Source organism: Altibacter lentus (genome assembly GCF_000746845.1).
GTDB classification, from domain to species: Bacteria; Bacteroidota; Bacteroidia; order Flavobacteriales; family Flavobacteriaceae; genus Altibacter; species Altibacter lentus.
Genome location: NZ_KN050846.1, coordinates 1875717 through 1890606 on the forward strand (window position 1 = coordinate 1875717; position 14890 = coordinate 1890606).

The following is a 14890-nucleotide window of genomic DNA, read 5'->3' on the forward strand; positions in this document are numbered from 1 at the left end:
TTTAAATGTTACGCTGCAGCGAGTAAACACATATTTCCAATGATCAACAAACGCCTCTTAATTAAAAATCTACTTGCTCATAACGATGAGAGCAGTTTTTATGACAAGAAGCGAAGCATCGATCTGGGAAGCAAAGAAGGCAAGGCGAAGTTTTTAAAGCATATTTGTGCATTAAGCAATAGTAACCCAAAGAACAATTCGTACATAGTAATTGGGGTCGAGGATGAGACCAACGAGATCCGTGGCGTGGATTTCTTTGACGATAGTAAGATCCAAAACCTGGTTAATGCGTACCTTACCCATGCGCCATTAATAGTCTACGAAAATGTTGCCTTTCCTCATTTGCCCGAAGACAAAGTGGTTGGATTGGTCACGATACGACCCAACGGAAAAATTACCTCGTTGCGCAAGAATATTTGGAAGTATTGGGGCGGCTCCATTTTTTTACGTGATGGCAGTATCTCAATGCCAAAAAATTTTGACATTGTGATCGAGGACGTCAATTCCGAGATCGTGAACTCTATAGAGACCAATGCACAAAACAACATCGAACTAACACTTGATGGGGTCATCGATTTCATTAATCATCGTCATGCCGACCTGGAATCGCATTACAAAGTGTTTAAAGAGCTTTTTGTGGTGTGCTGGGCAGGTTACACAAAACAGGTAAAAGAGAACACCTATTACTCCAGAGTAGACATAGAATTGATCAATGAGCAGGTTCGACTGTTCTATTCGGCATTGGATGAGGTGAGTATTGTCTATTCTGAAGACGAGTTCAAGATCACAGAGTATGTTCACTTAGGCTTGAACAATCAATTTAAATACTATCCTTTGGAAGAGGTGACAATAACCTTCAAAGAAAACGGTTCGCACCAGATCGACTCCAAACTTATTTTTGAACCCCCGCGCTTTAACAAGAAAACCCTGTTTCACATCTACAATGCAAACAATGCCTTGCTTCGGAAGCTTCAGAAGAAGATACCTTTATCTCCTTCCGAAGAGAAAGATCTGCAAAGTTTACCGGCAACCTATCTTATATGTTATCTGAATGATTTTAGCGATGCCAAGGAAAAATTATACGAAGCCAAAGATTATTTGAAACAAATTAATGGAAATGTATACCAATCGTTTAAGGAAACAGTTCGAATCCTTCGGAAGGTAAAGTACAGTTAACCTTTGTTGCATTGAAATTTCCTATCTTTAATCACCAACTTTAAAAGCAAGACTCTCATGGGCATTTTCGACAAGATCAAAGAAAAATTAAGTCACGAATTTATTGATATCATTGAGTGGCTGGATTATACCGATGACACGATTTGTCATCGCTTTGAACGCTACCAGAACGAAATAAAGAACAACGCTAAACTTATAGTCCGTGAAGGACAGACGGCCGTTTTTGTGAACGAAGGACAACTTGCCGATGTCTTTAAACCGGGTACCTATACGTTGAACACTCAAAACCTTCCTATCCTAACCACGCTTAAAGGTTGGAAATACGGTTTTGACAGTCCGTTCAAAGCAGAAGTTTACTTTGTAAACACTCACCTCTTCACAGATGAAAAGTGGGGGACAAAGAACCCAATTACACTTCAGGATGAACGCTTCGGTTTGGTTGAAATACGGGCCTTTGGAACCTACGCCTTCCGAATTGACGATGCAGGTAAATTTATCGTCGACATTGTTGGTACCGACAATAACTTTACCAATTTTGAGATCAATGAACATTTAAAGAGTTTGATCGCCACTCGTTTCACAGATACAGTAGGCCAAGCCAATCTGCCCATCGAACTTTACGCGGCAAATACAACCGAACTTTCCGAAACCTGCAAAGAAGTGATGCAACCGGAATTTAAGAGTGTTGGTATTTCACTGGAAAAATTCTACATCGAAAATGTTTCCATGCCCGAAGATCTCAAAAAGGAGATCTTTGAATACAGCCGTATCGACAAGCTGGATCTTGACAAATTGACCAAATTTAAAACCGCTAAGGCGATCGAGGCTGCAGCTGCAAACGAAGGAGGAACCGCCGGCGCCGGAATGGGTATGGGGATGGGGTTCGTGCTCGCACAGCAAATGGGTGGAATGATGAACCCGCAAATAGGAGGGCAACAACAAGTTCCCATGCAACAAGGGGGCGCTATGCCGCCGCCAATGCCGGCTTCGGTGCAATACTACTATGCCAGCAACGGCCAGCAGGCCGGGCCTGTCTCTTTTGAACAATTAAAAACTTTATTCGCCAACCGCACCGTGAATAAAGATACGCTTGTGTGGAAACAGGGAATGCAAAACTGGACAGCGTTAAGCGAAGTGGAAGAACTGAAAGCTTTCTTGGGCGGAAATACGCCACCGCCCCTACCGGGATAATAATTGATGGTTATACTGTTCCAAAGGCATATTGGGTAGGAATCACAAACGTGATACAATCATTTGTTTACCTATCCATGATGCCTGCGGAGACGTTCTCTAAAAAGTAAATGCAAGACACTCCTTTACAAAAATCAGAGCTTAAGAAATCCTGCATCAATTGCGGTGCAGAACTGGTATATGCCCCCGGTACCACAGAACTGGAGTGTGCTTACTGCGGGCATACACAACAGATCCCTCCTTCCGAAAGCGGTTTTGAAGAGCTGGAATTGAAACCTTATCTGGAAGCTTTGGGAACAGCCTCACACAGCGAAACCATCACCATGTTGCACTGTAAGAATTGCGGCGCTAACCAACATGTGGAAGAAAATTATAAATCGCTGCATTGTGTGTATTGCAGTACCCCGCTCATCATTGAGGATATGTACAAGGAAGACTGGATCGTTCCCGGTGCGGTCTTACCGTTTCAAATCGACCAACAGGAAGCCCATCGCCGTTTTAAAAAATGGGTAGACGGCCTTTGGTTTGCCCCTAACAATCTTAAAAAAGCTGCGATCGATCCTCAAAATACCAAAGGTCTGTATGCGCCCTACTGGACCTTTGATGCGCAGCTCTATGCCCAATATAGCGGTCAGCGAGGCGACTACTATTATGTGAGTGTTCCGTATACAACCACGGTGAATGGAAAAACGGTGACGCGTATGCGACAGGAAAGACGCACACGATGGACTCCGGTTTCGGGAAATGTCAGCGGATTTGTGGACGACACCCTCATTAAGGCCTCTCAACAACGCAGTGGGGTAATCCCGCAAAAGATCGCCCGATGGGACCTTAGTAAATTACAGGATTTCGACAGCAGTTACCTCGCAGGTTTTGTCACCGAAAAATACACCATCCCCTTATTGGAAGGCCATGTTGAATCTAATGAAGAGGCAAAGAAGATCGCTCACCGTTGGGTACGACGTGATATTGGCGGCGATACACAACAAGTATCTTCCTTGAACATGACGCTAAGCGAAGAAACCTTTAAACACATTCTGCTTCCCGTGTATATAAGTGCGTATAGATATAAAGGCAAACGCTACAATTTCTTCGTAAATGGGCAATCCGGCGTACTTTCGGGACAACGGCCGTATTCCTTCTGGAAAATATTCTTTTTTGTGCTTGCTATCCTTTTTGTTCTTGCACTCATTGTATTATTTTTACAATGATGAGAACACTGGTTGTTGGAGATATACACGGAGGATTACGCGCATTGGAACAAGTACTGGAAAGGGTAAAGCTCTCTCGGGTAGATGAACTCATTTTTGTGGGTGATTATGTGGATGGCTGGAGTGAATCTTCGGAAACAATTTCCTTTTTGATCGATCTTGCCGAAAAACACAGCTGTCTTTTCCTGCGAGGAAATCATGACGAATTGTTATACAATTTTCTGAAGCACGACGACAACAATCCAACGTGGTTACTCCATGGAGGCGAATCCAGTAAAAAAAGCTATGCAAATCTTTCCGACGCAACCATAAAAAAACATATTGCATTTTTAGAAGACCTTCGGAATTACTGGGTTGATAGAGAGAACAGATTATTTCTTCACGCCGGGTTCACAAATTTGCACGGCCCAGAGCATGAGTATTATCCCAATACGGTCTATTGGGATCGCACACTTTGGGAAATGGCCTCTTCTTTAGATCCTAACATCCACCCGGAATCCGATCGCTATCCGAAGCGCTTAAAATTATTCTCCGAGATCTACATTGGCCATACGCCTACTACCCGAATGGGTTCGACCCAGCCGTTGCGCTTTGCCAATGTGTGGAACATAGATACCGGTGCGGCCTTCAAAGGACCGTTATCTGTTATGGATGTGACGACAAAAGAAGTCTGGCAAAGCGATCCTGTCTGGAAGCTGTACCCTGAAGAAGAAGGAAGAAATTAATTGGGCTGTATGCGTAATTCAATGGCTTGAGGCACCACATGACATTCGTCCTCTGTAAGGGCAATGGCAACGGGGTCGCTAATAAAAGTTTCATAATTAATCCCTGCCACAGTTAATGTGTATGTTCCGGGTCGCTCGCCCGCTCCCAAGAAGACAACTGCATTGAACTCCAGCATTTCATTATAATCATTGTCTTGTGCCTGTACGGTAACCTCAGCATCGGTAAGAAGCACATCGGTATTGGCATCACGTACCGTTACATTTAAACCGTAGACGAATTCTTCGGTACACGTAATGGCATCATCGGTGTTGCTTTTAGAGCACGCCATAAGGCTACCAAGAAGTAATATGAGATATACGCGTTTCATATTTGTCCTAATAGAACGCTTTTTCAGTTTAAAACGTATAAAAAAACCGCTCCCTAAGAAGCGGTTTCATTGCTATTTTCCAAAATATTCTTTACAGATCGAATTTGATTCCCTGCGCCAGGGGTAATTCTGTAGTATAGTTAATAGTATTCGTTTGGCGTCTCATATAGATCTTCCAGGCATCACTTCCACTTTCGCGTCCGCCACCGGTCTCTTTTTCTCCTCCAAAAGCACCGCCGATCTCGGCACCCGAGGTTCCAATGTTCACGTTTGCGATCCCGCAATCACTTCCCGCATGCGAAAGGAATCGCTCGGCTTCTCTTAGGTTGTTGGTCATGATAGCGGAGGATAATCCTTGGTTCACTCCATTCTGGATCTCGAGCGCATTCTCAACATCGCCGCTGTATTTCAGTAAATACAATACAGGAGCAAATGTCTCATGCTGTACAATGCTGAAGTTGTTCTTTGCTTCGGCGATCGCAGGTTTTACATAACAGCCACTTTCGTAGCCTTCACCCTGAAGCACGCCGCCTTCTACAACTATATTTCCGCCTTCTTCTACCACTTTATCTAATGCTTGTTGATACATCTTCACCGCATCTGTATCGATAAGCGGTCCCACGTGGTTGTTCTCATCCAAAGGATTTCCTATTCGCAATTGTCCATAGGCCGCAACGATTGCGTCTTTAACTTTATCGTAGATGCTTTCGTGAATGATCAAACGTCGGGTTGAAGTACATCGCTGACCGGCAGTTCCCACGGCGCCAAAGACAGCACCAATGACCGTCATCTTTATATCGGCATCGGGTGTAACGATAATCGCATTATTACCTCCTAGTTCCAGTAACGATTTCCCTAAACGCTCACCAACGGTCCTGCCTACTATTTTTCCCATTCGGGTGGAGCCTGTTGCAGAAATAAGGGGTATTCGCTTATCGGTGGTCATAAATTCTCCTACACGATAATCGCCATTGATCAAACAAGAAATACCTTCCGGAAGGTTGTTCTTTTTAAAGACACTTGCAGCGATCCTTTGGCAAGCAACACCACACAATGGTGCTTTTTCTGAGGGTTTCCAAACACAAACATCACCACAGATCCAAGCCAGCGCAGTATTCCATGCCCATACTGCTACGGGAAAGTTGAATGCCGAAATGATCCCTACCACACCTAAAGGATGGTATTGCTCGTACATGCGGTGTCCGGGACGTTCAGAATGCATTGTTAACCCGTGCAACTGCCGGGAAAGTCCAACTGCAAAGTCACAGATATCGATCATTTCTTGTACTTCTCCCAGACCTTCCTGATAGCTTTTCCCCATTTCATAGGAAACCAGTTTACCAAGAGGTTCTTTAAGCCTTCTAAGTTCTTCTCCAAATTGTCTAACGACCTCTCCTCGCTGCGGTGCGGGCATGACACGCCATGTTTTAAAAGCGGAGGTTGCCGCTTGCATTACCTTTTCGTAATCGTCTTTTGAGGTGGTGGTGACCTTTCCTATTAAGTTCCCATCTACCGGAGAGTAAGAAGCAATTTCTTCTCCGTTCGAGAACCAATCGTTCCCGGTGGAGGTTCCTTTATTTACTTCTTTAATTCCTAATTGTTTCAGGGCTTCTTCAATCCCGAAAGAGGTTGCTACAGTTGACATAAATTGTATGTTTTTTATTCGCTATTTTGTGAGCAGCGAAGGTACACAATATGCCGTAGATTGTAAAATGAAACCGAAGGACTTTGAGCAGGATTATGTGTCTTGCGTGAATCGCGGGTCGGCTTCCATTGTTTCACCACAATTATCGCAGGTGCGCAGCTCTTTGCTGCCGTAGAATTTCTTGAAGTGTTTTAGGAAGTCCTTCTCAATATCATCCAAAGGGAAGTATACTTCATACAGTTTGTTATTGCAATTATCACAAAACCAAAGCAATCCGTCCTTGGCATCGGTTCCGGCACGTTTAACTTCTACTACTAAGCCAATGGAATTGGCCTTTCGAACCGGAGAGTGTGGCACTTTTGCCGGATGTAGATACATATCTCCGGGGCCAAGCCTCATAGTACGCTTTTTTCCTTCGTCCTGCACATGTACCTCGATCTCTCCTTCCAGTTGATAGAAAAGTTCTTCCGTTTCATTATAGTGATAATCCTTCCGTGCATTGGGTCCGGCCACGACCATGACAATATAGTCACCGGCATCTGTATAGAGATTCTTATTACCTACAGGAGGTTTGAGCAGATCCCGGTTTTCTTCTACCCATTTATTTAAATTGAAAGGTCCTTTAATAGCCATAGCCGTATATTTATGAGTTGCATAAAAATACGGCAAATGCTTTAAAAGAAAAAGAAATGATTTCTTTTACTTTCTATAGAAAAGTTGTGTAAAGTAGTAACGTCCTTTATCTGATTGCATGACACCAAAACCGGAGTGTGTATAATTGCCTTCAATGATGTTACGATGGCTCTCACTATTAAGCCAGGCACTTACCACACTGGCCGCTGTTTCATAACCATAAGCGACATTTTCACCCACCACTTGAGCGCCTCTTTGCTTTAGCGCCTGAGAACGGATTCCAAAATTATCGTGATTGATCTGTTCGATGTCGATCATGTATTGCGTATGATCGACCGCATAGGCCGAAGCGTATTGTTGGTCTTTTTGAATGTCTGAAAGACCAATCGATCTTCGGTGTGCATTAATAAGATCCAAGATTTCCTCTGCCATCACCCAGTCTGTTTCCTGAGCGAGATTAAGATCGATAGAATAATTGATCTCTTCGGGTGCAACGCCCTCATCTTTCTGACAAGAGGTAGCAAAGCATACAAATGCCATAGCCAATAGGCCGGTTTTAAGTAGGTTCATAATACGGGGGGCATCAAATTTGGGGCATGATGCTGCTTCAAATATAGAAAATTTTCTTACACAAAATGCATTTAGTCGAACTTATTGTGCTTTTTGTCGATATTTTATGTAGAAATGATTAAAATTTCCTACAACAATTATTCGCTTCAGCTTCGGAAAACAAAGGATTTTGCGCTATCTTAGTTACCTAAATTCATAATATGAAGAATTTCAAAACTTTAACACTTTTAATCGGTTTTTTGTTGCTTTTTAGCTGTAAAAATCAATCAAATAGCTCAGAAATTTCTGACAATTTAACAGATAAGTCAGAGAATCCTTCCCAAAACTTTGGGATCGTTATTCATGGAGGCGCGGGTACCATTCTTAAGGAAAATATGAGTGATTCTCTAGAAATGGCGTATAAAATGAAACTCGAAGAGGCTATTCGTGTTGGACATGAAATTTTGAGGCAAGGAGGCACTGCAATGGAGGCCGTGACCAAAACCATTAATATCATGGAAGATTCGCCTCTTTTCAATGCCGGAAAAGGCGCCGTGTTTACACACGAAGGCATAAATGAGTTGGACGCATCGGTAATGGATGGCGCCACATTGAACGCAGGAGCCGTTGCCGGAGTGACACGGGTAAAAAATCCTATCGATCTGGCCTTGGCGGTAATGAACGATTCACCACATGTAATGCTTAGCGGAAAAGGGGCAGAAACCTTTGCCCAGGAACGGGGTTTCGAACTCGTGGACCCTACTTATTTTTATACAGAGAACCGTTTCCAGTCGCTGCAACGTATAAAAGATAAAGAGAAGACCGAACTGGACCACGACGGCAAGACGGCGTTCACAGATCCCTTTATAAAAGATTCAAAATTTGGAACAGTGGGTTGCGTCGCTCTGGATAAGAACGGTAACTTAGCAGCAGGCACCTCCACAGGGGGTATGACCAATAAACGATGGAATCGCATTGGAGATGCTCCTATCATTGGCGCAGGAACCTACGCAAACAACGCTACGTGTGCAGTTTCTTCTACAGGTTGGGGAGAATTCTTTATACGCGCCATGGTAGCCCATGATATTTCAGCGCTAATGGAATACAAGGGATTAAGCTTGCAGGAAGCCGCTGCCGAGGTCATTCAGAAAAAGGTACCCGCTTTAGGCGGCGACGGCGGCATTGTCTCCATAGATAAACACGGGAATGTAGCTATGGAATTTAATACCGCCGGAATGTACCGCGCTCATATGAATGCCGCAGGAGAACTTATAATTGGTATTTATAAAGACGAATAAATGACCCCTCCGTATTACGCAGTAATTTTTACCAGTCGGCATTCAACCGATACAGCCGGCTATACCGAGATGGCGGAAGCCATGGAAACACTTGCTGCCCGCCAGCCAGGTTATTTAGGGATGGACCATGCGCGAAGTGAGATAGGAATAACTATTAGCTATTGGAAAGACCTGAATGCAATAAGAGATTGGAAATCTAATCTGGCACATACTGAAGCTCAAAAATTGGGGAAATCCCATTGGTACGATTCATACACCGTGCGTGTTTGTAAAGTGGAACGGGAATACGCATTTCAACGCGATACGAACTCTATTTGATGGTACTTCGCTGTTAAACTATTCACAAATTGCGGTATTCCTTATACGATATCCGGCGCTACTAACGTTCAAAGACCTCCACCTTCCTTTACCGTTCAATTTAGAAATTCGAAGTCATAAGACTTTGGGGTGAAAGCATCTCATGATAAAACATGACGATCGAATACTTATTGAACATCCCTTTTTGTAACTTTAAGTTTCTCTTTTAAACCATCGTGTATGAATGCTTTGCATCGTCTATTTTTCATCTTCGCCCTACTTTTACTTTACGCCTGCGGCGATAAAAATGATACTTCAGAAACTGATAATCTGTTTAAGTTCAAAGACTATATTGCTTATAATACCTACGGAAATCAGTCCATTACAACTCCCATACGCATCGAGCTGGCACAACCGCTTCAGCAATATGAGGTCACACAGGAGATCCCTTCAGACTATCTAAAGATCACTCCCAAGACCGAAGGAGTGCTTACAATAGAGAATGGTCGAACCCTTGTTTTTCAACCTTCAGAATATCTCAAGCCCGACACCGAATATACTGTCTCAGTCAAACTCCACAAACTCTATGAGGATATAGAGAAAGAGTTTCGGGAATATGTCTTTAGCTTTAAAACGATTACTCCTAATTTTAAGGTCGATGTTTCGGCACTTCAATCGTACAGCAAACAATGGCAGTATTTAGAAGGGACCTTGCAAACCTCCGATGTTATCTCGCCGGCTAAAGCAAAGGAGCTGGTGACGGCCATCCAGGGGAAAAAGAAGCTTTCTATAAAATGGTCTGCTGTAGAGGGGCAGGCCACATTCTTCAATTTTATTATAGACAGCATTCAACGAACCGCAGAGGACAGCGCCATAAAGATACGCTGGGACGGCGACCCCATTGACAGCGACGCTAAAGGAAGCACCACCTTCCCTATTCCCGGAAGAAACAATTTTAAAGTGGTGGATCTAAAGAGTACGGTCGCTCCTCAAGCTTCTCTGTCTATTAATTTTTCAGATCCTATAAAAGAAGAGCAGGATTTTGCGGGTTTAATAACTATAGAGAATGCCAGTGAACTGCGCTTTGAGGTAGATGGAAATCTATTACACGTCTATCCTACTAACAGGGTAATAGGAGAAGTGAGGGTAACGGTTTTTGAAGGCATAAAAAATACCGAAGGACTTACACTGAAAAAAGAGTTTTCTGAATTAGTTTCGTTCGAACAGTTAAAACCTGCCGTGCGCCTTTTGTCCAGCGGAAGCATCTTACCAAACGCTGCCGCTACCCCCATTTATTTTGAAGCAGTGAATCTAACAGCTGTTGATGTAAGGGTCGTGAAGATTTTTGAGAACAACATGCTTCAGTTCTTGCAGGCATCTAATCTCAATAATCCCAACTATTACGACATCCGCCGTGTGGGAAGAAGGGTCGCTAAAAAGACCATCGACCTTGAGGAAAACAGTATTGGCACTAATGGATTGTGGAAGGCGTATGCTATTAATCTATCCGATTTTTTCGCTGCAGACCCGGGTGCCTTGTATCGCATAGAGCTAAGTTTTTCTAAGGAGTACAGTTTGTATGATTGTGCCAATAGCGAATCGCAGAATAATGAAATAGAAGAGGAGGAATATTATTACGAAGAGGACTATGCCGATAATTTTTCCGGTGATGAAGATGAACGCGAGGAACGTTACTGGGATAATGAAATATACCGTTGGCGCAATTTTACCTATAACTGGCAACAGCGCGATAATCCCTGTCACGAAGCCTATTATAATGAAGACCGCATTGTAAGTGCAAATGTACTGGGCAGTGATCTTGGACTTATCGTTAAAAAAGGCAATAACAGGTCCTATCATTTTGCAGCTACCAATTTACTTACTACGGCTCCGGAAGGTGGCGTGAAAATAAAATTATACAATTTTCAACAACAACTTATTGAAACCATCACCACCGAAAGCGACGGGCTTACATTATATGACAGTAATAAAACGGTTGCCTTTGCAGTGGCCCAAAAGGACGATCACTACGCTTATGCCAAATTGGAAGATGGCAATGCTCTTTCTTTAAGTAATTTTGACGTCTCGGGGCAGCAATTGCAACGCGGACTTAAAGGCTTTATTTACACAGAAAGAGGCGTTTATCGTCCCGGCGACAGTATTCATTTAACCTTTGTATTGAATGACGAAGATAATCCGTTACCAAAAGAACATCCTGTTACACTGGAAGTTACCGATGCCCGCGGAAAATTAGTGCATCGTGATATTGCAGGAAATCCCGTGAACGGATTCTATTATTTCCCCATTAAGACCGAAACTGCTGCTCCATCGGGTAATTGGAATGCCCTCATTACCGTTGGCGGTGCTACATTTAACAGAACACTAAAAGTGGCGACCATTAAACCCAACAGGCTTAAGATCAAGCTGGATTTTGACGACGCCATTTTGGAGGCCAATGAACCCATAACCGGAAAAGCCACAGGGTCCTGGCTTCATGGTGCTCCTGCCAGAAACTTGAAGATCGAGATGACCGCTACCTTAAGAAGCACTCAAAGTGCTTTTAAATCGTTTACCAAGTACACCTTTAACGATCCGGTGCGGGAATTTAATGAAGTCGAGATTCCTGTACTCGATAGCAAGCTTTCTTCGGAAGGGATTGTCGATTTTTCAAAAAAAATAGAACTCAGCGATAAGGCTCCCGGCATGTTGCAAGCTACCTTTCTCACCAAAATATTTGAAGGCGGGGGCGATTTTTCCATCGATGTTTTCTCTAAGGATCTTGCCCCTTATAGCCATTTTGTGGGACTGCGTTCTCCTGAAACTCAGCGCTACGGCTCATACGACACAGGTGCCAATACGGTCTTTGACCTTATGTCGGTAGATGCTCAGGGAAATCCCGCCGCTAATCGAGAACTGGAAGTGAAGGTGTTTCGCATCGAATGGCGATGGTGGTGGAACCGCGGCGATGACAATCTTTCCCGATATGAAACAGCCACAGTGCACCGCCCTGTTAAAGAGATGATGGTGACCACCGGAAATGACGGCAAAGGAAAGTTCACGCTCAATATTCCTGAGGATGATGGTGGCCGCTACCTTATTCGGGTGATCGATAAAGCATCGGGACATGCCACAGGCAGGATTGCTTATTTTTATAAGAATTGGTGGAATGCTCCCATGGACGGAGATGCCGAAAGTGCCAAGATGTTGGTTTTTTCAGCAAATAAAGAAAAGTACGTCGTGGGAGATGAAGCTATTATATCGTTTCCTTCAGGTAGTGAAGGACGTGCGCTCTTGAGCATAGAGAATGGCACCGAAGTCCTTTCCACGCAATGGATCAAAACCAAAAAAGGAGAGACCAAAGCGGCGGTGAAAATCACAAAGGAGATGGCTCCAAATGTATATGTGAATATATCGCTGCTTCAGCCGCACGAACAGACAAAGAATGATCTTCCTATACGGTTGTATGGCGTTATACCTTTGTTGGTTGAAGACCCGTCGACCATACTGAACCCAAGATTGGTGGTTCCAAAGGTTCTCAAACCCAAAGAAAAATTTACAGTGACCGTTTCCGAAGAAAAAAACAAGGCCATGACCTACACATTGGCCATGGTCGATGAAGGTCTTTTAGATCTTACTCGTTTCGAAACACCAAAGATCCATGAAGCTTTTTATACTCGTGAAGCCTTGGGCGTAAAAACGTTCGATTGCTACGACTATGTGATTGGAGCGTATTCCGGTAGTGTGAATTCTATATATGCAATTGGCGGAGGAGATGCTGCTGCGGGCGCCAAGAACAGAAAGGCAGATCGTTTCAAGCCGGTGGTTACCTACTTGGGTCCGTTCGAGCTTAAAGCAGGGCAAAAGGCCAAACATGAGCTTACTATGCCCAACTATGTGGGTTCTGTACGCACTATGATTATTGCCGGGAACAACAAAACCAGTGCCTATGGAAAAACCGATGTCACAACTCCTGTTAGAAAACCACTAATGGTACTTGCCTCGCTTCCACGGAAACTATCGCCGGGAGAAAAAGTCACCCTGCCGGTCACGGTGTTTGCGATGGAACCCAAAGTGAAGAATGCTTCCGTTAGCGTTAAAGTTGGTGACGGACTGCGCCCTATAAACGGCACACAGCAACGTATTTCCTTTCAAGAACCGGGTGAGCAGATCGTGGCTTTTGAATTTGAAGTACTTCCCACCAATACGGTTCAGGTGATTGAGGTCACTGCTTCCGGAAATGGAGAGACCGCAAGCTATAAGGTGGAGATAGATATTGAAAATCCCAATCCCATCTCTCAAAAAGCAGTGTCCTATACGCTTTCAGAAAACGGATCAAAAGATATTGTGTACGACACGTTTGGGGTGGCCGGGAGCAACGAAGCGTTGCTGGAATTTTCTACACTTCCTCCCATGGATTTCGCGAAACGGATGGAGTACCTTATCCGCTATCCGCATGGGTGCGTTGAACAAACGACTTCAGCTGCATTTCCACAGTTGTTCCTTGGGGATGTATTTGATATCACCTTCGATAAAAAACAGGAGATCCAAAAAAATGTGGAGGCTGCGATCAGAAAATTAGGTGCCTATCAAAATACCAGCGGCGGATTGAGTTATTGGCCCGGAGAAAGGGAAAGTGATGCCTGGAGCACAAACTACGTGGGTCATTTTATGCTGGAAGCAAAGCAAAAAGGGTATGCACTGCCTATAAGTTTTATGAGTAATTGGCTGCGCTTTCAGCAAAACGAAGCCCGGCAATGGCGCAACAGCGAAACACGCTACAATTCCAGCTTAACACAAGCGTACCGCCTATATACCCTAGCCTTGGCCGGAAAACCCGAACTGGCCGCCATGAACCGGCTAAGAGAATCCAATCGACTCAGCAATGATGCGAAATGGCGTCTGGCAGCTGCGTATGCCCTCGCCGGAAAAGCACAAGTGGCAAAACAGATCGCCGGTACAGCAAATATCAATTTTAAACCCGATCGCAACGATGCTTATACGTATGGATCTCCGTTTAGAAATAGTGCCATGGCTTTGGAAACCATGGTCCTTTTAAAGGATCCTGCCCAACGTGATCTGGCCGTATCTTTAGCCAGGTCGTTATCGTCACAGCAATGGTACAGTACGCAGGAAACAGCATACGGATTATTGGCCATGGCGAAAATGGTAGAAGAGAATGGAGGAAAAGCACTAGAGCTAACATACACTCAAAACGGAAAATCGGTCACCATAAAAACCGATAAAGCAGTTGCACAAAGAACGCTTGGAATTGCTATGGAAAACAATTTGGTTAAGGTGACCAACCAAAAAGGCAATGTGGTTTATGTAACCCTTATTCAAAAAGGGAAACTTCCTCTTGGAGAAGAGTTGGCCGAAAAACGAAATTTGAGCATACAGTCCGGTTATTTGGACGGAGAAGGCAAACCGCTTGATATATCAGATCTAAGACAAGCTACGGAGATCACTGCAAAAGTAGTTGTTACCAACACTTCCAATGATCCCATACAACATGTCGCCCTTACAAAGATCTTTCCCAGTGGGTGGGAAATCGTAAATACCAGTTTTACCCGGTTGGGAGGTGGGGCCCAGGGCACTGCCCGCTATGTCGATATAAGGGATGATCGTGTAGATTTCTATTTTGATCTCGATGCAAAGAAATCTAAGACCTTTACGGTGAAGCTCAATGCATCGTATCTGGGCACCTATTATTTGCCGGGAACTCAGGTGGAAGCCATGTACGATAATACGTATTATGCACGAAACAAGGGCATGTGGGTAACGGTCTCACAATAAAGCA

11 protein-coding genes are annotated in these 14890 nt (G+C 44.0%); 7 read left to right on the forward strand and 4 right to left on the reverse strand.

Annotation, left to right across the window (positions count from 1 at the left end; genetic code table 11):
- Positions 1–39: 39 nt before the first annotated feature.
- The 4 genes from JS40_RS08675 to JS40_RS08690 all read left to right on the forward strand — a co-directional run bounded on the left by JS40_RS08675 (position 40) and on the right by JS40_RS08690 (position 4303).
- Positions 40–1176 (forward strand): ATP-binding protein, encoded by a 1137-nt coding sequence (locus tag JS40_RS08675; RefSeq protein WP_034259946.1) that lies wholly within the window; start codon positions 40–42, stop codon positions 1174–1176.
- A gap of 57 nt (positions 1177–1233) precedes the next feature.
- Positions 1234–2367, forward strand: coding sequence for an SPFH domain-containing protein (locus tag JS40_RS08680; protein ID WP_034259948.1), 1134 nt, complete (start codon positions 1234–1236; stop codon positions 2365–2367).
- A gap of 110 nt (positions 2368–2477) precedes the next feature.
- Positions 2478–3578, forward strand: a complete 1101-nt coding sequence (locus tag JS40_RS08685) for a TFIIB-type zinc ribbon-containing protein (RefSeq protein ID WP_034259951.1) — start codon at positions 2478–2480, stop codon at positions 3576–3578.
- Positions 3575–4303 (forward strand): metallophosphoesterase, encoded by a 729-nt coding sequence (locus JS40_RS08690; RefSeq protein WP_034259953.1) that lies wholly within the window; start codon positions 3575–3577, stop codon positions 4301–4303. The genes JS40_RS08685 and JS40_RS08690 overlap by 4 nt, the downstream gene beginning before the upstream one ends.
- Here JS40_RS08690 and JS40_RS08695 read toward each other — a convergent pair.
- From JS40_RS08695 to JS40_RS08710, 4 genes are all read right to left on the reverse strand, one after another.
- Entirely contained in the window at positions 4300–4671 is a 372-nt protein-coding gene (locus JS40_RS08695) for a hypothetical protein (protein WP_034259955.1), read from the reverse strand. The genes JS40_RS08690 and JS40_RS08695 overlap by 4 nt on opposite strands.
- A gap of 91 nt (positions 4672–4762) precedes the next feature.
- Complete coding sequence (gene amaB, locus JS40_RS08700) at positions 4763–6316, reverse strand: L-piperidine-6-carboxylate dehydrogenase (protein ID WP_034259957.1); 1554 nt, start codon at positions 6314–6316, stop codon at positions 4763–4765.
- A 93-nt stretch (positions 6317–6409) separates the two neighbouring features.
- Entirely contained in the window at positions 6410–6949 is a 540-nt protein-coding gene (locus JS40_RS08705; RefSeq protein ID WP_034259959.1) for a 3-hydroxyanthranilate 3,4-dioxygenase, read from the reverse strand.
- Positions 6950–7015: 66 nt separating this feature from the next.
- Complete coding sequence (locus tag JS40_RS08710; RefSeq protein ID WP_034259960.1) at positions 7016–7519, reverse strand: CAP domain-containing protein; 504 nt, start codon at positions 7517–7519, stop codon at positions 7016–7018.
- Positions 7520–7719: 200 nt separating this feature from the next.
- Between JS40_RS08710 and JS40_RS08715 the strand changes: the two genes are divergently transcribed.
- The 3 genes from JS40_RS08715 to JS40_RS08725 all read left to right on the forward strand — a co-directional run bounded on the left by JS40_RS08715 (position 7720) and on the right by JS40_RS08725 (position 14886).
- Positions 7720–8796 (forward strand): isoaspartyl peptidase/L-asparaginase family protein, encoded by a 1077-nt coding sequence (locus JS40_RS08715; protein WP_034259963.1) that lies wholly within the window; start codon positions 7720–7722, stop codon positions 8794–8796.
- Positions 8797–9114 (forward strand): antibiotic biosynthesis monooxygenase family protein, encoded by a 318-nt coding sequence (locus JS40_RS08720; protein WP_034259965.1) that lies wholly within the window; start codon positions 8797–8799, stop codon positions 9112–9114.
- Between the two features lie 219 nt (positions 9115–9333).
- Positions 9334–14886, forward strand: coding sequence for an alpha-2-macroglobulin family protein (locus JS40_RS08725; RefSeq protein WP_034259968.1), 5553 nt, complete (start codon positions 9334–9336; stop codon positions 14884–14886).
- Positions 14887–14890: the final 4 nt, after the last annotated feature.

What these genes read in the sequence shown, in the direction of transcription:
- JS40_RS08675 (WP_034259946.1), top strand. Translation starts at nt 40, where the DNA reads ATGATCAACAAACGCCTCTTAATTAAAAATCTACTTGCTCATAACGAT.
- JS40_RS08680 (WP_034259948.1), top strand. Translation starts at nt 1,234, where the DNA reads ATGGGCATTTTCGACAAGATCAAAGAAAAATTAAGTCACGAATTTATT.
- JS40_RS08685 (WP_034259951.1), top strand. Translation starts at nt 2,478, where the DNA reads ATGCAAGACACTCCTTTACAAAAATCAGAGCTTAAGAAATCCTGCATC.
- JS40_RS08690 (WP_034259953.1), top strand. Translation starts at nt 3,575, where the DNA reads ATGATGAGAACACTGGTTGTTGGAGATATACACGGAGGATTACGCGCA.
- JS40_RS08695 (WP_034259955.1), bottom strand. Translation starts at nt 4,671, where the DNA reads ATGAAACGCGTATATCTCATATTACTTCTTGGTAGCCTTATGGCGTGC.
- amaB (WP_034259957.1), bottom strand. Translation starts at nt 6,316, where the DNA reads ATGTCAACTGTAGCAACCTCTTTCGGGATTGAAGAAGCCCTGAAACAA.
- JS40_RS08705 (WP_034259959.1), bottom strand. Translation starts at nt 6,949, where the DNA reads ATGGCTATTAAAGGACCTTTCAATTTAAATAAATGGGTAGAAGAAAAC.
- JS40_RS08710 (WP_034259960.1), bottom strand. Translation starts at nt 7,519, where the DNA reads ATGAACCTACTTAAAACCGGCCTATTGGCTATGGCATTTGTATGCTTT.
- JS40_RS08715 (WP_034259963.1), top strand. Translation starts at nt 7,720, where the DNA reads ATGAAGAATTTCAAAACTTTAACACTTTTAATCGGTTTTTTGTTGCTT.
- JS40_RS08720 (WP_034259965.1), top strand. Translation starts at nt 8,797, where the DNA reads ATGACCCCTCCGTATTACGCAGTAATTTTTACCAGTCGGCATTCAACC.
- JS40_RS08725 (WP_034259968.1), top strand. Translation starts at nt 9,334, where the DNA reads ATGAATGCTTTGCATCGTCTATTTTTCATCTTCGCCCTACTTTTACTT.